19 protein-coding genes and 1 tRNA gene are annotated in these 16,808 nt (G+C 66.0%); 8 read left to right on the top strand and 12 right to left on the bottom strand.

The features are described from left to right. Positions 1 to 487 (bottom strand): response regulator (locus GTY56_RS26775; protein WP_346345593.1); only part of this gene is annotated, 487 nt, incomplete at its 3' end. A gap of 184 nt (positions 488 to 671) precedes the next feature. On the opposite strand from GTY56_RS26775, the gene GTY56_RS26770 reads away from it, so the two are divergent. Together GTY56_RS26770 and GTY56_RS26765 are read left to right on the top strand one after the other, a co-directional pair. Continuing rightward, positions 672 to 743 (top strand) — tRNA-Arg (locus tag GTY56_RS26770). 337 nt (positions 744 to 1,080) lie between these two features. Beyond that, a complete protein-coding gene (locus GTY56_RS26765) occupies positions 1,081 to 1,467 on the top strand; it encodes a hypothetical protein (protein ID WP_161367871.1) in 387 nt (128 codons plus the stop codon). Positions 1,468 to 1,535: 68 nt separating this feature from the next. Here GTY56_RS26765 and GTY56_RS26760 read toward each other — a convergent pair whose 3' ends face one another. From GTY56_RS26760 to GTY56_RS26715, 10 genes are all read right to left on the bottom strand, one after another. Further along, entirely contained in the window at positions 1,536 to 2,909 is a 1,374-nt protein-coding gene (locus GTY56_RS26760; protein WP_161367870.1) for a site-specific integrase, read from the bottom strand. Further along, entirely contained in the window at positions 2,906 to 3,076 is a 171-nt protein-coding gene (locus GTY56_RS26755) for a helix-turn-helix transcriptional regulator (RefSeq protein ID WP_237525051.1), read from the bottom strand. Before GTY56_RS26755 ends, GTY56_RS26760 begins: the two co-directional genes overlap by 4 nt. Further along, positions 3,076 to 4,386, bottom strand: coding sequence for a replication initiator (locus GTY56_RS26750; RefSeq protein ID WP_161367868.1), 1,311 nt, complete (start codon positions 4,384 to 4,386; stop codon positions 3,076 to 3,078). The genes GTY56_RS26755 and GTY56_RS26750 overlap by 1 nt, the downstream gene beginning before the upstream one ends. Positions 4,387 to 4,537: 151 nt before the next feature. Next, positions 4,538 to 4,783, bottom strand: coding sequence for a SpdD protein (locus GTY56_RS26745; protein ID WP_161367867.1), 246 nt, complete (start codon positions 4,781 to 4,783; stop codon positions 4,538 to 4,540). Positions 4,784 to 4,808: 25 nt separating this feature from the next. Next, the gene (locus GTY56_RS26740; protein ID WP_094054604.1) at positions 4,809 to 5,003 is read right to left on the bottom strand and encodes a hypothetical protein; all 195 of its coding nucleotides are present in this window, start codon (positions 5,001 to 5,003) and stop codon (positions 4,809 to 4,811) included. Between the two features lie 14 nt (positions 5,004 to 5,017). Next, complete coding sequence (locus tag GTY56_RS26735; RefSeq protein ID WP_161367866.1) at positions 5,018 to 5,209, bottom strand: mobile element transfer protein; 192 nt, start codon at positions 5,207 to 5,209, stop codon at positions 5,018 to 5,020. Between the two features lie 14 nt (positions 5,210 to 5,223). Next, the gene (locus tag GTY56_RS26730) at positions 5,224 to 5,886 is read right to left on the bottom strand and encodes a DUF2637 domain-containing protein (protein ID WP_161367865.1); all 663 of its coding nucleotides are present in this window, start codon (positions 5,884 to 5,886) and stop codon (positions 5,224 to 5,226) included. 88 nt (positions 5,887 to 5,974) lie between these two features. Further along, positions 5,975 to 7,354, bottom strand: coding sequence for an FtsK/SpoIIIE domain-containing protein (locus tag GTY56_RS26725; protein WP_161367864.1), 1,380 nt, complete (start codon positions 7,352 to 7,354; stop codon positions 5,975 to 5,977). Next, positions 7,354 to 7,710, bottom strand: a complete 357-nt coding sequence (locus tag GTY56_RS26720) for an SCO3933 family regulatory protein (protein WP_161367863.1) — start codon at positions 7,708 to 7,710, stop codon at positions 7,354 to 7,356. The genes GTY56_RS26725 and GTY56_RS26720 overlap by 1 nt, the downstream gene beginning before the upstream one ends. Before the next feature lie 156 nt (positions 7,711 to 7,866). Then, positions 7,867 to 8,652 carry a GntR family transcriptional regulator gene (locus tag GTY56_RS26715; RefSeq protein ID WP_101279784.1) on the bottom strand — a complete coding sequence of 262 codons (786 nt, stop codon included), beginning with the start codon at positions 8,650 to 8,652 and terminating at the stop codon, positions 7,867 to 7,869. A gap of 107 nt (positions 8,653 to 8,759) precedes the next feature. On the opposite strand from GTY56_RS26715, the gene GTY56_RS26710 reads away from it, so the two are divergent. From GTY56_RS26710 to GTY56_RS26695, 5 genes are all read left to right on the top strand, one after another. After that, positions 8,760 to 9,167: an NUDIX domain-containing protein gene (locus tag GTY56_RS26710; RefSeq protein ID WP_161367873.1), complete on the top strand. Its 408-nt coding sequence runs from the start codon at positions 8,760 to 8,762 to the stop codon at positions 9,165 to 9,167. A 46-nt stretch (positions 9,168 to 9,213) separates the two neighbouring features. Next, the gene (locus tag GTY56_RS26705) at positions 9,214 to 9,642 is read left to right on the top strand and encodes an ATP-binding protein (RefSeq protein WP_161367862.1); all 429 of its coding nucleotides are present in this window, start codon (positions 9,214 to 9,216) and stop codon (positions 9,640 to 9,642) included. Continuing rightward, positions 9,642 to 10,022, top strand: a complete 381-nt coding sequence (locus GTY56_RS40820; protein WP_237525052.1) for a hypothetical protein — start codon at positions 9,642 to 9,644, stop codon at positions 10,020 to 10,022. Before GTY56_RS26705 ends, GTY56_RS40820 begins: the two co-directional genes overlap by 1 nt. A gap of 293 nt (positions 10,023 to 10,315) precedes the next feature. Then, a complete protein-coding gene (locus tag GTY56_RS26700) occupies positions 10,316 to 11,644 on the top strand; it encodes an STAS-like domain-containing protein (protein WP_161367861.1) in 1,329 nt (442 codons plus the stop codon). 298 nt (positions 11,645 to 11,942) lie between these two features. Beyond that, on the top strand, positions 11,943 to 12,332 hold the full coding sequence (locus GTY56_RS26695; protein ID WP_161367860.1) for a hypothetical protein: 390 nt from the start codon (positions 11,943 to 11,945) through the stop codon (positions 12,330 to 12,332). Between the two features lie 7 nt (positions 12,333 to 12,339). Here the strand turns inward: GTY56_RS26695 and GTY56_RS40075 are convergent, their stop codons facing one another. Continuing rightward, positions 12,340 to 15,642 carry a type ISP restriction/modification enzyme gene (locus tag GTY56_RS40075; protein ID WP_346345592.1) on the bottom strand — a complete coding sequence of 1,101 codons (3,303 nt, stop codon included), beginning with the start codon at positions 15,640 to 15,642 and terminating at the stop codon, positions 12,340 to 12,342. 687 nt (positions 15,643 to 16,329) lie between these two features. Here GTY56_RS40075 and GTY56_RS26680 point away from each other — a divergent pair. Then, a complete protein-coding gene (locus GTY56_RS26680; protein ID WP_346345591.1) occupies positions 16,330 to 16,632 on the top strand; it encodes a hypothetical protein in 303 nt (100 codons plus the stop codon). Positions 16,633 to 16,808: the final 176 nt, after the last annotated feature.

Below are 16,808 nucleotides of genomic sequence, written 5' to 3'. Positions count from 1 at the left end.
CGTGCCGCGTCGCTTGATCCGTCACGTGCCCTGTCCCGTGCCGCGTCGCTTGATCCGTCACGTGCCCTGTCCCGTGTCTCGTCGTCGCGTGATCCTTCGTCCGGGGGCCGCCGCGCTGTCGGCCCTCACTCCGGGCCCGCTCGACCAACTGCCGCACCATGCGGACCAGTTCGGCGGGCTCGAAGGGCTTGGCGAGGAAGGCGTCGACGCCCGCTTCGAGTCCGGCCTCGACCTCGTGATGCCCGCAGGCACTGACGATGGCGAGGGGCACGTCGCGGGTGCGCGGATCGGCCCGGAGGCGCGCGGCCGTACGGATCCCGTCCAACCGGGGCATGACGACGTCGAGGGTCACTACATCGGGCCGCACCTGATGCACGACATCAAGACACTCGGCACCATCGGCCGCGGTCACGACCTCCAGCCCCTCAAGCTCGAGGTTGACCCTGATCAACTGCCGGATGACCTTGTTGTCGTCCACAACAAGCACCCGGCCCGATGCGCCTGGCACAACTCGAGAGTAGGTCGGCCCCGGCCACCGCGTCCGGGTTTTCCCCACTTCCACCCCTCACGAGCGACCGACACCCCCGCCCCCGACAGCGAAAACCCGTTCATGACCACCCCGAGGGAGCTGGTAGTGTTCTACCCGTCGCCGCGAGCAACGCGACGAACACGCCCCCGTAGCTCAGGGGATAGAGCAACGGCCTCCGGAGCCGTGTGCGCAGGTTCGAATCCTGCCGGGGGCACCCTGTATGAGGTGCCCAAAGACCCCGTCACCAGCGGAAACGCTGAGGCCGGGGTCTTCGCGTATGTGCAGGCATGTGCCGTCCGAAGCAGCCCTGCGACGCGGTCCGTGGACTATTCGTGGACAGGATCCTGAAGCGTTTCCCCTGATCAGCCGCTGCGCGGGGAGGTCATCGGACGAGCCCAGAAGCGCCGCCGCTGAGCACCGGAAGGCGGGTCGCCTGTCTGGCCGACCGGCAGGCCCAGGGTCGCGCCATGCCATGTTGAGTGGGCGTTCACCACGCGTCCCTGCCAGTTGCGTTCTAGGCTGCCCAGTGCTGCCGTGCCCAAGGGGGGACTATGACAACCGCCGTTGAACGCCTGCGCGCTGACTCCGAAGCCGTGCGCATCATCGAGACGTTTGCGGGCCGCGGCGAGATCGCGCTCTTCTCGATGAAAGAACTCCGCCGCATCGGGAAACATCGGAGCCTGCGGGGACAGGCTCTCACGCATATCACCGAGATGCTGCGCGCCCGAAAGTTGGAGTACCTGCCCATTCGCCTGCCGCGCAACCAGGATCACCACATCGTGGCCTGGCGGCGAGGTACCCCCGGCACTGAACTGCTAGAGAGAGTCCAATGGCTCAGCCGTGAGGCGGGAAGTCATGGGGCTGCCGTGCGACTCTCAGACGACGAGACCGTTCATCTGTACCGTGCCGCACTGGCCGAGCGGGATAGGCGCGCGTAATGTCGCAGTCTTGAAATGCGAAGCCCCCTGGAAAGGTCCAGGGGGCTGAAGCCCAGCGCTGAGCTCGATCACTCGTACTCGCGTAGCAGCTCTTCGATCTTGCGGTTGGCGATCTCCTTCCGTCCGTCGATGCACTTGGCATATCGGCTCAGCAGGACTTCGACGCTATTGCCGGCGCGCTCGGCTACCTCGGTCGGGTCCACTCCGGAGTTGAGCCAGGTCGACAGCGCCGAGTGCCGTAGGTCGTACGGGCGCGCGGCGAGCGGCGAGGCGACCGCGGCCGGCGGGAGCGCCAGTGCACGGGCCTCCTGCCAGACGCGGTAGTACGTCGAGGAGCCGACCACTCCCCCGCGCTCATTGGTGAACAGCCGCCCGTCCTCGACGGTGCCGAAGGTGTCAAGATGCTGCCGGAGGATGGCGACGAGCTGAGGCGGAATTGGCACGAGCCGGACCTCCTCCGCGGGCCGGTTCTTCAGGCCCCGGTCGTCGTGGGTCTCGCCGGAGTCTGTCCACTGCTTGCCGACACTGGGGCGCGTCCGGTTCAGCAGTGCCGTCCCCCAGCCGGTCTCGGGAAGCTTCAGGTCCGTACTGTTGAGGCCGACGGCCTCAGCCGGGCGCAGGGCGCCGTAGTACATGCAGGCGAACAGGCCGACGAGTCGACGGCCACGCGCGCGACCGTACCCGCCGACGTACGAGACCGCCGTCAGCAGGGACCGAGCCTGCTCGGGATTGGCTACCACCCGGGGGTCGACTTCTCCGGCGACCTTCGGCTTCTTCCAGCGGATGCCCGTGATCGGATTCTCTTTGAACTCCCCGAGGTCCACGGCGTAGTGCATTGCATTGACGAGTGTCCGACGCTTGCGCCGAACGGTCTCCGCAGCCGCCGCCGTCCCGTCGAGCTTCAGCTTCAGCGAGTCCAGGACGGCCCTGCCGATCGCGGCGTCACCGAGATCCGAGAGCGGACGCGACGCCTTGGCCACCCAGTGCAAGGTGTTTGCGATCTCGGTCGGCAATTCGCGCTCGTCCGGCCCCGGGAGGACGAAGGCCCAGTTGCGGAGTGCCTTCCTGATCAGTTCCTCGGACGGCTGACCCGGACGATCGTCGAGGAGGGCCATCGTCACGGCGGTCAGGGCCTCATTGACCCCGTTTCGCGTGTTCGGCGCCGCGTGCGGCCACTTCATGGCCAGGTACTTCAGAGCGAAGGCGTACCAGGTCATCGAGGCCGCCTTCTCGACCATTGAGTCGGGCAGCCCTGTGATCGTGTCGAATTCTTCGCCGGCATGAGTGGCGCGGAGCAGCTTGGAACGGTAGTGGTCCGCTAACCCTTTGGTACGGAACTGTTCGGAGAACACGTTCCCGACGACAGTCCATCGGACGTCATAGGAGGACTTCTTGGTATTCCTCTTCCGGACGCCCCACACCTTCACGTCGAGGGACTTCACGCTGCCGCCTCCAACTGCCGCAGCCAAGCGGTGAAGTCGCTCCGCCAGACTCGCAGCTCGCCGTTGGGCAGCTTGAAAGCCGCCGGTCCGAGCCCCAGCTCGCGCCAGCGGTAGAACGTCCGGCGAGAAACGCCGCCCAGTTCGTCCAGGACTTGGCGAACAGTCATCAGCTCGTCGCGGCGGGCGTCCATGTCGGCTCTCCTTCCGTTCCAGGGGCAGGTTCGAGGGTTTCGGCGAGCCAGGCTTCGGCGTCGGTGAGGCCGGTCCCGGCGTAGATCCAGTGCGCGAGGACGAGGGTGGTGTCCCGGTCGGTCTCGGTCGCTTCCAGGGCCTGTGCGCGGCGCCATTCGGCGCGGGCGTCGCGAAGGGCGCCGAGGGTGGTGGAGTAGCGGCGGGACTTGGTGGAGAAGTGGCCGCGGAAGCCGAGCATGTGGGCCCAGGCCCGCAGGCGGAGGTGTTCGAGATCCTTGCGCGCGCCGAGGGTCCAGGCCGTGCGGACGAGCCGGCGGGCGTGGTCGCTGATGTCGAGTTGGGCGAGTTCGGCGAGGAACTTCAGCGGCCGGTCCAGAGCCCCCGTGGCGGTCTCGGCGCCCTTGGTGGCGTACTTGGCGATGTACGCGGCGACGGCCCGCTCGGTCAGCTCCTGGCCGCCGTCGAAGTCGGCCGAGCGGATGGTTCGCACGTCGAGCTGACGGCCGAAGGCGAAGGCATGCGCCCGCCCGTCGAGGATCGGGCCGTCCACGCGGGCGGCGGCGGTGGCGGCCTGGATGGCGTCGGTCAGCAGCTCGGCGGTGGCCCACGCGGGAGGCGGGGTGTCGCCGCCCCCGGGGCCGTCGATGCGGATGACGGCGTGGAAGTGGACGGCTCCGCGCTTCTGGTACTCGGCGACCTTGGCGAAGGACACCCGGGCGTGCTCACGGAAGGCCCGCTGTGTGAGCCCGGCGCGCTTGGCGACCTCCCGGCGCAGGTAGATCGAGAAGCGCCGCCACAGCGGACCGGCGTGCGCATTCCAGAGCACGGCCGCTTCGTAGTCGTAGGTGTCCGGGTCGAGCGGAGTGCCGAGGGCGGGGTCGTCCTGGTCGTGAAGGACGCCGCAGCGGCAGCGGCGGACCGAGCCTGCCGGGCCAGTGGGGCTGTTGTGGACCGGACCGAAGCTCGGCGCAGTGAGGGTGGCGAAGGCGCGCGGGTGTGCGGCGACGCGTTCGGGGACGCCCTTGCCGCCGCGCAGTCCGGAGGTGATCAGGTGGAAGGTGTCGCGGCGGTACACCTCGGCGCAGGCCGCGCACCGGGTCGTGCGGCGGTTGTTGCAGCGGACCAAGAGGTGACCGGCCGGGAGGCTGGAGGAGTCGAGGTGGTGGAGGACGTTGCCGATTTCGCCGGTGCGGGTGTTCAGGTCGTACTCCGTGCGGTGGCCGTCGAGGCGGATCGGGTGGGTGCAGCCGCCGAGGCCGGCGAGCTGGCGCAGGAGTGCGGGCATGGTGCCCAGGGCGGCCAGTTCGCCGAGTTCGTGGAGCGGGGGCGGAGTGGCGCGGGTGATGATGTCTTCTCCTTCTGGTTTCGGCTGGAGGGAGAGCCCCCGGGGCGGCGGATGCTTGGCGGTATCGAGGCCGCCCCGGGGGTCTGGTGTGTCAGCGGCGGTGCTGGTCGCGGAGCATCGAGCGCAGGACCACGGCGGCGACGGCAACGGAGATGGCCGTGACGGCGACGGCGGCCAGGAGCGCGGTCAGCACGACACCGCCGACGAGGACGGCCGCGACCGCTCCCGTGCTGACGGAGATCTGAGGGGCGGGAGGCCGAGCGGGTGCCTGGTCGGCCACGGTGTGGGGATAAGCGGGCGGCGGTGTCGGGCTGTCGGGGTACTTGGGCAGGAACACAGCGAAGCTCTCCTTACCTACTCGTCTAGTCATGTGAGCCGTTGACGATGTCCACGCCGGAGCGCGTACCGGACTCGATGGCGGGGGCCATGAACGTGTGCGAGAGCCAGAAGCCGAAGAGGGCGATCAGGACGACGATCCACGTGCGGACGCCGAGGAACTTGACCGCTCCCCAGGCGAAGAAGCCGAGGACGGCGACGAGCGGGAGGCTGACGGTCACGGAGGCGGGTCCTTTCAGCGGACGGGGCAGCGGTGGGTACGGGCGGCCAGTTCGGCGGCGGCGCGGCTGTCGTAGTCGGCGGAGAAGCCGCAGCGCGGGGCCATGCAGGCGGCGGTGTGCTTCTCCCGGCCGCGACCGTCGTAGGAGGTGCCGACCTGGACGGGGCCGATGCGGGTGACGGAGCGGAAGCGGCGGTTTGCGCTCATGTGGGTGTCTCCTCTCAGAGCTGGGCGGCGATGGCGTCGGCCATGGGCGGCGGGACGCCGAGGCGGGCGCGCAGGGTTGGGGTGTCGATAGCCGTCCCGGTGCGGGCGTGGTGCTCGGCGGCGACTTTGCGGGCGTGCTCGACCAGGGCGGCCGGGACGGCGACCGGGGGCGTGGGCGTTGCCGGAATCGGTACCGGCTTGACTGCCGGAGGCGCCGGGAGTTCCGGTGCGGGGTCGAGGACGGCGTCCTCCTGGCCCTCGATCTCCTTGGACGTCTCTCCGTCCACGTCGTCACTGGTCTCGTCGTGCGATGCCGGCGGGGAGTGGACGAGGAGGGTTCCGCCGAGGAAGGCGACCGCGGGCCAGCCCGCGACGAGGATTCGGAGCCAGGCCGGTACGTGGTCCAAGTCGAGCAGTCCGGCTGTGGCGATGTTCGCGCCGAGGGATGCAGCGAGGGCGATCAGGAACCAGCACCACCCGGCCGCTTTCGCCTCCCCGGAGCGCAATCGGCGCCAGGCGGCGACGAGCAGCAGGTCAACGCTGATCGGGTAGGCCCACGCCTTCCACCCGTCCTGTCCGGCCGCTGAGGCGACGTCGTGCAGGTGGGCGAAGGACAGCGCGGCGGCGATGACCGCTTGGACGAGCACCGCGTCGACGCGGGCCAAGTGGGCACGCATACTGCGGCTCCTTCCGGATTCAGGCATGGGAGGGGTAGGGAGTTGGCGTGAGACGGTCATGCCGACCGGGGATGCGTTGGGACGCCGATCAGTCGGTCACCGGCCGGGGCCACACGACCGGGTCCGGAGTCTCGACGGTCGGCCGTACGGGCACGTCGGGCCGGAAGGGCTTGAGCGCGGGCAGGTCGGGGACCATGTGGGCCGACTCGCGGCAGGTCTCGGCGGCGTCGCCGAGGGAGAGGTACGGGGTACGGATGCGGGACCAGCCGCCGGAGGTGTCACCAGCCACGGCGAGGCCAGGCCGTTCAGGGGCGATGGCGCAGGCGGCGGAGACCGCCTCGGGCGCAATGTCGCCGAGCGCCATCTTCGCAGAGGCTTCGTCGTTTACGCGGTGGCAGACGCGGCCGGTCAATTGGGCCCGCAGCATGGTCGCGCCCTTGCCAAGTTCGGCCCCGAAGCGCTGGCCGCAGACCTCCAGGTAGATGCCGGCGGCCCGGCCGAGCTGAGCGAGGCGGATGAGCTGGGTGACCATCTCGTCCCGGCGTTCCTCGTCCTTCTTCGTGGCGACCAAGAACAGTTCGGCCACCTCGTCGACGAACAGCACGACGGGAACCGGGCGTTCGTGCGCGGGCAGGCCCCAAATGTCGGAGGTGATCTCTTCGTCCGGGGTGCTGGGTGCGATGCCTTGCCGGGCTTTGATCAGGTCGTATCGGTCCTCCATTTCCTTGATGAGCACGGGCAGCAGCTCTGCGGCCTGGTCCGGGTCGGTGGCGAGTGCTGACAGGCGTGGGGCGAAGGGCGCCAGTTCCACGCCCCGTTTGCAGTCGATGCCGACCAGGGCGACGGGTTGGCGGGCGAGGCCGGCGACGAGGTGCCGCAGGTACATGGACTTGCCGGACAGCGTGGCGCCAAGGGTGAGTTGGTGCGGAACGGCGCGGTAGTCGCGCACGAACGGAGTGGCGTCCTCGCGCAGCGCGACCGGCACCCGCAGCAGGTCCGGGTGGAACTTGCGGGGCATATGAACCTTCCGCAGCACGTCGAAGCCGACGAGCCGTAGTTCCACCACCCCCGGCTTGACCGTGCTCACGTAGACGGCGTGGACGCCCCAAGCGTGCCGCAGCCGTTCGGCGGAGGCGGCCACGTCGGCGGGCTCCTGGCCCGGGGCAAGCCGCAGGCGGACCCGCAGCCCCGTCGTGGTCGGCCGAATGATCCCCCGACGCGGGGGCACGGGCCGGACCTCACGGCGGGTGGTGGCCTTGACCGCCAAGACCCGCAGCCGGGAGGGCGCCACAGTCAGACCGCACGCCTCCATGACCGAGCTGTAGGAGCTGAGCAGCCGGACCGTGGATATCGGTAAGCCGACAGTGGACCAGTACATCCCAGGGTGTTTGGCCCGGGCGTAGGCGGCCCCACCGCCGAGTGCGGCGACGGGACCACCCACCTCCAGAAGCGTTGCCAGCTCGGTCATCAGGCCGCAGCCCCCACGGAGGCCGGGTAGGCGGCCGGGGTGACCGCGGCGGCGCGGAAGGCGATGCCGTGACGCTGCTGCCCGTTGAACACGCTCTCCCACGGCCGGGCGACCAGACCCGGCAGAGAGACCGGGGCACCGAGGGTGAGCCCTTCCGCCACCCCGCTCTCCGGGACGGTCACCTTGATCAGGGACGACTCACCCTCCTCGATGTAGACGACGCCGATCGTCATCAGGGCCTCACCGCTGACGGCATCCTTGGCGATCTCGCCCGTCTGCCGATCGCGGACCTTGGGTTCGGGCGCCTCGGTAAGCAGGATCGTCGCGGCCGAGGTCTCCACACGGATGGTGCGCAAGGTTTCTTCCCATCTACTCGTCTAGACAAGATGCAGCCTTCGAACCCGGCGGCGCCGGGAACGATGACCACCTTGCCACACAACTTGCCCACTCGTCTATACGAGTATGCGTGTGGGGGTGTACGAGTCCGGGAAAGTGGCCTCGCGCACCGCCGATCAGTTCGCCGGGAGCTGGTAGGAGAGGACGTAGGCGTCCGCCGCCATGACCGTGTCGCAGACCTCCACGGCCCGCCCCGCGGTGTCGAAGGCAGTGCGAATCAGATGGATCACCGGAACGCCAGAGGCCAGTTGCAGCGTCTTGACCTCGGATGGCGAGGGCATCCGGGCCCGGATCTCCTCCTCGAAGTGGTCGAGCTGATGGCCCAGTTCCTCAAGCCGGGCGTAGATTCCGCCGGGGCCCGGGTTGGGTTCGGCGATCTGCGTACCGCGGGCGATGTCGAGCGGCAGGTAGGAGGTGGCGAACTCGACCGGCCGTCCGTCGAGCAGGTACCGGCGACGCCGGGCGAGCACGCGCCGCACGGAACCGAGGCGGGTGGAGATGTCCTGACTGGCCTTCTCCTCCTTGACCTCCAGACTGTCCACCTTCGGGTGACTGCCGGCGGCGTCGGCCTCCACGATGAACGCGGATTTGCCCTGCTCGCGGTGGCGCCGGGCGAACCGGTCCGAGGCGAGGCGCCGGACAGGGGGCCGGGGCCGGACGAAAACGCCCTTGCCGTGCTCGGCGTGCACCAGGCCCTCGCCCTGGAGGACCGAGAAGGAGTTGCGGACCGTCATCCGGGAAACGCCGTAGTGCTCGACCAGCTCAGCCTCGGAGGGAAGCTTCTCCCCTTCCTTGAATCGCCCACGGTCGATGGCCTCGCGCAGCTGGTCGGCGATCTGCCGGAAGACCGCACGATCACTGGTCGGATCGAGGCCGCCGAGAATGCTCGGTAGAGACGTCACGCGTACTCCTTTAGGTATCTAGACGAGTGGGCGAGTGTTGTTGCTACGGTGGAGAGCCTAGTCAGCCGAGAGGGCCAAGGAACGTGAGCACAGAACGCCCGCACTCCGTGAGCGTCGCCGGGGTCATTGTCGATGACCAGGGCCGGGCCCTCCTGATCAAGCGCCGCGACAACGGTCACTGGGAGCCCCCGGGCGGAGTCCTCGAACGTGAGGAAACCATCCCCGAAGCCCTCCAGCGCGAAGTTCTCGAAGAAACCGGCATCAAGATCGAGCTTCCCGCGACCCTGACCGGCGTCTACAAGAACATGACGGGCCTGATCGTCTCCCTCGTCTTCCGCTGCCAGGCAGCCGACGGCACCCCCACCACCGGAGACGAGACCCGCGCACTGCGCTGGGCCACCCGCGAAGAAGTCATCGACCTTTCCGACGAGGCCTACGCGATCCGCGTTCTTGACGCACTCGACGCGGCGACCCCGCCGGCCATCCGCGCCCACGACGGCGTGAAACTCGTCTAGCCCGAACCCGCTGCACATGGCGGCCTACCAGCACGAAGGAACTTGTATGCACGAGTATACGAGTACAGCCCGGGTCTGGGGACTGTCTTGCCCAGGATTCCCGGAAGAGGTCAGCCGGGCCCGCCGCTGGACCCGGGACATCCTGCGCGGATCTCCCCTGGCGGACGAGGCCGAGCTGATCGTGAGCGAGCTGAGTTCGAACGCGATCCTCCACACAGCCAGCGGCTTGCAGACGGGCAGCTTCCATCTGGCACTCGCGGTGTCCCCGCAGGTGGTCGCCCTGTCGGTCACCGACGAGGGAGGAACGGGCACCGCCCCGAAGGTCGAGCAGCCGAACGAGGACGAGGTACACGGCCGCGGATTGGGCATGGTCAGCGTCATCGCAGACCGGGTCGTCATCCACGGCAGCCGCAGCGGCTACACCGTCACGGCTGAACTCTTCACGGACGTCCAGCCGGGAGGACACCCGTGCTGATGGACAAGCCCCAGCGGGGTTTCTGGTGCGAGTGCTGGACGCAGGACGTCAACGACGAGACAGGATGGCCGGCCCTCCGAGCCTCCTTCGATGCCTATTCGGCACCGCAGGCCGACAGATGGGTAGCAGTCGCCCTGCGCACAATCTCACCGGCCCTGGACCCGGACGCCTTCGATGAGGCTTGGAGCTGGCTCTACGACGGCCGCATCAAGACGCGGCGAGCCCTCTTACGCATGGACCCCTGCACGGTCTCAGTGACCCACGCCAGCACTCGCATCACATGGACGATCCGGCCAGTAGTCTTCCTGCCGTTGCTCCACCGCCAACACGCTGCACTCCCAGCATGTGCGCACTACTTCAATCCCGGCGCCACAGACTGAGTTACAACTTTCTCTACTGGTTCAAGGCGGCTCGCTCCGCTCACCGCGCGCGGCCCGGCCCCCGGCCGGGCCTGCGCTCCTGTCTCCGCCCCGCTCCAGCCCGGCCGGCGCCCATGCCGCGCACTCGGCAATCAGCCACCTGATGCCAGAGAAGGGGTACGTCGTGGCTGGGGCGGTCGGCTCCACGGCTTTAGGCAGCCACTTTGGCGCGAGCCTCGAAGATCATGGCCCCAACGTCGTGCTTTACCGGGCAGGTCCACAGACTGCCCGACGCGCCGGAAGCTTACGGGGCCATGATCACTCGCGCCAAAGCAGCTCCAGCCCAAAGCCGCTCCACCGACCTCACAGAATCAGCCTGCACGAAGCCTCACAGCAGGAAGACCATCGAATATCATGTCCCTATGTCGCCAAGCCTTTCCTATGTCATCCGCACCATGTCGGGCGCCTCGGACGCGAACTCTTTGATCTCCGCAAGCCGCCGAGCCATGCGCATGGGAGGCTTGTCACTCGACCTAGGGAATGCTCATCGAATATACCCGAACGGTGCCGTGCCCATGGCAGCGGCTTTGGAGTATTTTCGCGCAGATGGGCTTCGAATATCGACCACTCGCCTCAATGCATCAGTCATAAGTACTCGATTCCTGCACCCACTGGCAGCAACACCAGAGAACATCCGGAACCATCCCGCCGGAAACATCGTATGGAAGTACAACGAAGAACAGTCGACCGGTCTATGCAACGCGTTTATCGACATGCTCGAAGAGAACGCACGCTGCGAAACCGGTGTCATCGAGTCTCTCAATTGGTGTCTTTTCGAAGTGTTGGACAACGTATTCCAGCACAGCAAGGCCCCATACGGATATGCCATGATGCAGATCCACGCGAAGCGTCGATGGTGTACGGTCGCGGTCGCGGATTGCGGTATTGGGATCCACAGATCTTTCAAAGAAAGCAACGTCTACGCAGCACAAAATGCATACGAGGCGATAATGCTTTCCGTGCAAGAAAAGGTGACCAGCAAAACCAAGAATATGGGCAACGGCCTCTACGGCCTCATGCGCGTCGTGGGCCTCAACAAGGGTGAGCTGCAGATCCGCTCCGGCAGAGGATGGCTTGAATACCGGGATGGAGAGATAAAAGGAGATTACTCGATGTCGATCCCTTTGGTCGATCTGAATGACCATCATGGCACCACTGTCGACTGGCAACTCGACCTGAGCAAACGTGTGAGCCTTGCCGAGGCCCTTAACTTCCCCGAGCCGAATCTATTGCTCGAACGCATAGAAGATCAGGCAGGGGAGCACTGCCTTCGGGTTGCCGACTTCGAAGAAGGGCTGGGCACCCGTCGATCAGCAGAGCAGATTCGCAATAAGCTTGTAAATCTGCTGAACCTGGGCGCCCCCCGATTGACACTCGACTTCTCGGGAGTTTATGTAGTTTCTTCAAGTTTCGCCGACGAGGTCCTTGGAAAGCTGGCGCTCGAAATGGGAATCGTTGGGTTCATGGGTCGCTTCGACCTGAAGGGGATGACGCCCACCGTTTCCGCTATCGTAAATCGAGCGATTTCCCAGAGGATCGCGGAAGGTGACGACCGAACTCCCGGACAAGGCACGCGACATTAGGGGATCTTCTACCCCTCACTACTTGGCGTAGTGCTTCCGCATGGGTGCCGGATGGCAATCAAGAACGCCCCTCAATCTGATCGCGCAGAGCACTAGCGTCCAAGACGCGCCCTCTCACCAGCGAAAATGCGGCACGCGCGTAGGTTGGGTAGCCGGTGGTGAGGCGGCGCCATTACGGACGGGCGGCGCGCACAGCGGCCCGAGCAAGCCAGGAATGATGATCTGATTCAGGTGGAAGTCGGGTCGAACCCGGTCCCGATGCACGAGACTGACCCCCTGTGCTGCTAGACATGCATCCGTGTACTCAGCTCTCTCCCCTTCGCAGCTCCAACTGCTGCGACACCTCATGCTCGCCGAGGTCCCACACCCCGATGCAGATCCCGTCTCCGTAGCGGTCCGAGACCTCGAAGAAGCGAGCGTCCCGGACGACGTGCAGACTCTCAGCTGGATGGGACTGTTGGAGGTCAGAGGGGAGCGCCTGGCCATCACGCCGCGCGGAAGGGCAGTGCACTTCGAAGCCGAGTGCGCCGTACTCTCAACGCGCCTGGCCGAGGTGAGCGCCTTCGCCGACGACCTCCAGCGACTCGCACCCTCACTCAGTGCAGAACTGCACGCGCTCCGCCAGCTCGCCAATGGGGCATGGAGCAGGACGGAGGCGATGGCATACGTGGAGCGTTGGGCGCACTGAACAGGCCCTACGCTTCCCCGCCGGCCTCCTTGGGGAGCACAACGCGGCGATGAGGTTTGCGGGCCTTGTCGGGGACCGGCAGGATGCCGACTTTTTCAAGGTCAGCCGTAGTAATCGTGGGGGCGGCGAGGATGCGCTCCAGCAGCTCCTGCTGGGCGGGCGCGAGGTCAACAAGTCGGCGCAGCACCGAAAGCAGTTCCATGAGCTCCCGCGACCAGCCGGCTGGCCAAGACTCGACATGCAGGTCGTCCAAGGGGCTGCTCTTGCGGCTGTTGGGGTTGACCTTTCGGTAACCGAACCATTTTTTAATGATCTGCATGCCGCCGACGTCGTAGTTCCACACTGCGGCGGGGACAGGGCTGACGTGCCCGCCGCCCAAGTGCAGGGTACCGGTCATCTCGGCGTACTGGATCTCAGCGGGTACTTCCGCCCCTACGTGCTGGTCGTAACGGAGCCGGCGCGCATCGCCTAGCGGAAATAGGACGTTCCCGGCCGGTCGGCCATCTTCCGAATCGGCATAACGCTCCCCGTACGTCGAGGCCCACAAGAGGTGCTTACCCAGTTGCACCGCTTCGCGCCATAGGGCGGTATCACGGGTGAGCGGTAGCCGCACGCCTGGGGTGAGGAGCTCCTCGGTGAATCGCTTGGTGAATCCGGCGTGCCCGGCAACAGCCGCCGCATATGCAGCCAGATCATGCACCGTGACGTCGTCGATGCCAATCTCGGCGGCGAGGTAGGCCAGAAGGCGCGGATGCACGTTGGGAGTGCCGTCCGGATGGAGGATCGGCATGATCTTGCCACCGCGGCCGTTGAAATGGTGGGTGTCGGGGAGCAAGGAGGTGGCGACGATCGCAGGCCCGGTTTCGATCTCGTGCGAGGACTGCTGGTTCAGGAAGATCTGCTCTGGCTGCATGGCTTCCCACAACGCCGGCCGGGCGAAGTCGATGACACGGCTATCGGAGATCAGCCACTGCCGGTCGAAGCTTCGCATGGCGATGCGTACCAGGTCAGGCGCCAGGTTCGTTTCGACCGCAAGTTCCCGGGTGTGTTCAGGCTGCCCAGGCAAAGGATCCCTACTCGCGTCCAGCGAACGGTCCCTGGTCTCCTTGAATAGCTCCGCCTTCTTGGCGAGATCATTCTCGTGGATCAAACGCGCCCAGCGCTTCTCAAGCACCTGCTTGCTGGGGCCGTTGACCCAGGAGCGGTTGGCTTTGATGCCTGGACTTCCCCAGCGGAAGAGATCGTCGAGAGCGGGATAGTCCTCCCAGCCCGTCTCGGTGGTTGGGCGGAAGGGGCGAATAGCATCCGCGTGCGTGTCCTGCCAGCCGTCGTCGTCTAGCCGGATCTCTTTAAGCTGGCGGTACTTGGCGCCTCGCTTGCCGTGGACGGCGCGGTAGTGGACACGGGCGGGTCGCTTAGGGTCGGTGTCTTTCGTGCGGACGAAGATGCAGATGGCCAGAGGCTGTGCAACCCCCGGGAAGATCCGGCTGGCCACATCCGGGCGATGCCCCTCCGGAGACAGGTCGATAATCCAGCCTTCGTCACAGGTGCGCCGCAGGTAGTCCCGCATGCCACGCCCGCCCGGTCCTGTCGTGAACCCCGAGGGCGTGATGAAGCAAACCACTCCCTGCTGATCCTGGGGATGGACGTCGAAGACCTTCCACGTCGCCCAGCGCCAGAAGTAGACATAGAGGTTCTTCAGCACGTGCTCATAGCGGCCGTTGCCAGGCCACTTGAAGGCCTCGATCGGAGCCACGCCCTGGGCAGGTGTGCCCTTCTCGACCCAGCCGCCGCGCCCCTTGGCCTTATCGTCGTAAGGCGGGTTGCCAATCGCAACGGTGACCGGCGTGCTGGCCTTCACCTGGTTCGCCCGTTTACGAGACTCAGAGATCACTCCGTACGTCGAGGCAAGGGTTTCCTCGGCCAGATACGGGTCGTCCAACGTATCGGTGACGAAAAGCTTCATCCCATCCGCCGGCGCGACCGCTTGATACCGCTTAAGCAGATCCGAGGTCCGCAGCTCAGCGACAGCGAAGGGCCCCATCTGCAGCTCGAAACCGATCAGGCGCTTCGCCAGATCACCTATCGCATCCGGCGTTGCTCCGGGTCCGATGTTCTCTGCCGCCCAGGCGGCGACATGTTCAATGACCGCGTGAAGGTATGTGCCTGTTCCCATGGCTGGATCGACGATGCGCACGCTCTCGTCCGCATATCCATCTGAGCGACCTAAGCGCGTACGCAGCACGTCCTCGGTGAGACGCACCATTTCCTCGACCACTTCGCGCGGGGTGTAATACGAGCCGCTCTTCTGCCGTAGCTTCTCGTCGTACACTTCCAGGAACGACTCGTATAGGTGCAGATATGCGTCCCGCCGGCCCTTACGAATCGCCGCCCAGTCAACTGCGTCAATCACCTGAATGAGCAAATCGAGACTGACCTCGAAGCTCACCGTGATGTTGTCGGTGAGGAGCTGAAGGGCCTTGCCCATCAAGGCATGCCCGGCATCCAGCTGCCGACCAACCTCATGCAGCCCCACCCCCTTCAAGGAGATGTCCTCGGTGCGCGCCAGCAGCAGCGCGAAAGTCACTGCCTGGGCGTAACCGTCGGCGAAGGTGGCGTCATCGGCCGTCGGAAAGAGCAGTCTGCGCCAGTCATTCTTCAGCCCTGTGAACCGCAACTCCTCAGGACGCGCGCCCTCCGCCGCATACCTGCTCTCGAACTCCAATTGCTCCAGGACCGCCGCGCGCAACAGGCGACACAGCGGCGCAGTGCGCCGAACCAGAGCCGAGGCATGGCGGATTGGCTCGGGAACCCAGTGCAGGAAGGTCCTCAAGAGACTATTGAACGCTGCGGGCTCACGAGCGGTTAGCGACCGTCCTGCACTGGCCAAGTCGCCCTCGAAAACGACCGGAGTGCCGATCTGCTCCCCGGTGCGAAAGAGTCGCCACTCCGTGCCGTTGGTGTAGAGCACGTTCGGCAGGTCACGCAGTCGCTCCCACTGCTTCTTGTTGCGCCCCGTGAACTTTTCCGGATCAACAGAATGACCGGGACGTTTGACTTCGATGTAGCCGACGATGTCGCCATGCACCTCGACTGCATAGTCGGGGCGTACACCCACGTCACGCAGAGGAGTTTCGGAGTGCCACAGAACGCCGTCCAAGGCATCGTGACTGCCCACAGTCTCCAGGAGCTTCTGCATCGGCGGGCGGATGGACGCCTCGGGGTCGCCCGGGCCGTTCACCATGTCCTTGCACGACGCGCCGAAGGTTGATATGGCCTCCGAGAGCCAGCCGAACTGCTCCTGCGTCACTACCGTACCCCCCACGAACTGCCGATCACGACTTGATGGTATGTCAGGTCACCAGGAAGATCCAGACGAAGTCTCTGCGTGACATGCGGCGTTGAGGAAGAACGTGGAGTGCGGCGCGGGACGACGCTTCGCACAGGGGCAGAGGATCAGACAAGGTCGCGCCAGAACGTGACCGTTGCTCTTGGGGCCCAGCTGTCATCCCGACCGGGCGGGGTCACGGAGGGATCCGCGAACGACTGCACTCGACCACGTTAGGAGCCGTGGACCACTCGTGGACCGATATACGGTGCTCAGCTCCATGTAAGGCGCTGACCAGGAAGGATGCTGCGAGGTGCAACGCCCTCCGGAGCCGTGTGCGCAGGTTCGAATCCTGCCGGGGGCACCTTGCATGAGGTGCCCAAAGACCCCGCCATCAGCGCTTTCGCTGGGACGGGGTCTTCGTGTGTGTGCAGGCGTGTGCCGCTCGGAGCGGCTGTATGCCGAGGGCTGTGGACGAGGCACGGACGGTATCTCGAAGCGTTGTCCCAGGCGAGTCGTACTGTCCACGGTCTTCGCGTTCGGTGCGACAGTGACACGTCGGGCAGGAAGCTGACGTGTCAGATGCGTGCGCTTGGATGAGCAGGTGACTGTTCATGATGTTGCTCGACACCTGCCTGAGAAACAGTCCTCAGTGAACACTGCCGTTTCATGGCCGTCGTGGAGGCAGTCCTGAGCCCTGAATGGGAGAGCCGCCACCACTCCTTCGACGACCACTGGTCCGAGACGGAGTCGATGGCCTCGATGCTGAGCGGATCGGGCGACGAGTACTCCGTTGTTTTCTCACCCGTCGGCGTCTACGTGCGGGAATTCGATCATGAATCGCCCATGAGCCCCGATACAGAAGACGGCCCATGGCCCGGAGTGCTCGACGAGGTCTCTCCGGGTCGGCAGGACCTCCACGCTGTGCCGGCACGCTCGGCCACCTCGGTTGGGCTGAGGCCGGTGGGCTGACTGTCGACGGCTGAGGCTCGTGTCACAACTGTGCCAGACGCAGAGGTCAGCCACCGCCGACGAAGGTTCCTGCGGTCGAACTGCGGGGCCCCTCCTCAGATGTTGAAACTGCAGGGTTACTTGCACGATCCGCCGACCTCTCCACTAAGACCGTGTCCTACGTGGTGAGGCGGACG

The organism is Streptomyces sp. SID5643 (genome assembly GCF_009872555.1).
Lineage (GTDB): Bacteria > Actinomycetota > Actinomycetes > Streptomycetales > Streptomycetaceae > Streptomyces > Streptomyces iakyrus.
This window is presented reverse-complemented; position numbering and strand designations above follow the sequence as displayed.

Coding starts and splice junctions, on each gene's coding strand:
- GTY56_RS26700 (WP_161367861.1), top strand. CDS start 10,316: ATGATCACTCGCGCCAAAGCAGCTCCAGCCCAAAGCCGCTCCACCGAC.
- GTY56_RS26755 (WP_237525051.1), bottom strand. CDS start 3,076: ATGACTGTTCGCCAAGTCCTGGACGAACTGGGCGGCGTTTCTCGCCGG.
- GTY56_RS26765 (WP_161367871.1), top strand. CDS start 1,081: ATGACAACCGCCGTTGAACGCCTGCGCGCTGACTCCGAAGCCGTGCGC.
- GTY56_RS26705 (WP_161367862.1), top strand. CDS start 9,214: ATGCACGAGTATACGAGTACAGCCCGGGTCTGGGGACTGTCTTGCCCA.
- GTY56_RS26680 (WP_346345591.1), top strand. CDS start 16,330: ATGGCCGTCGTGGAGGCAGTCCTGAGCCCTGAATGGGAGAGCCGCCAC.
- GTY56_RS40820 (WP_237525052.1), top strand. CDS start 9,642: ATGGACAAGCCCCAGCGGGGTTTCTGGTGCGAGTGCTGGACGCAGGAC.
- GTY56_RS26725 (WP_161367864.1), bottom strand. CDS start 7,354: ATGACCGAGCTGGCAACGCTTCTGGAGGTGGGTGGTCCCGTCGCCGCA.
- GTY56_RS26730 (WP_161367865.1), bottom strand. CDS start 5,886: ATGCGTGCCCACTTGGCCCGCGTCGACGCGGTGCTCGTCCAAGCGGTC.
- GTY56_RS26735 (WP_161367866.1), bottom strand. CDS start 5,209: ATGAGCGCAAACCGCCGCTTCCGCTCCGTCACCCGCATCGGCCCCGTC.
- GTY56_RS26750 (WP_161367868.1), bottom strand. CDS start 4,386: ATGCCCGCACTCCTGCGCCAGCTCGCCGGCCTCGGCGGCTGCACCCAC.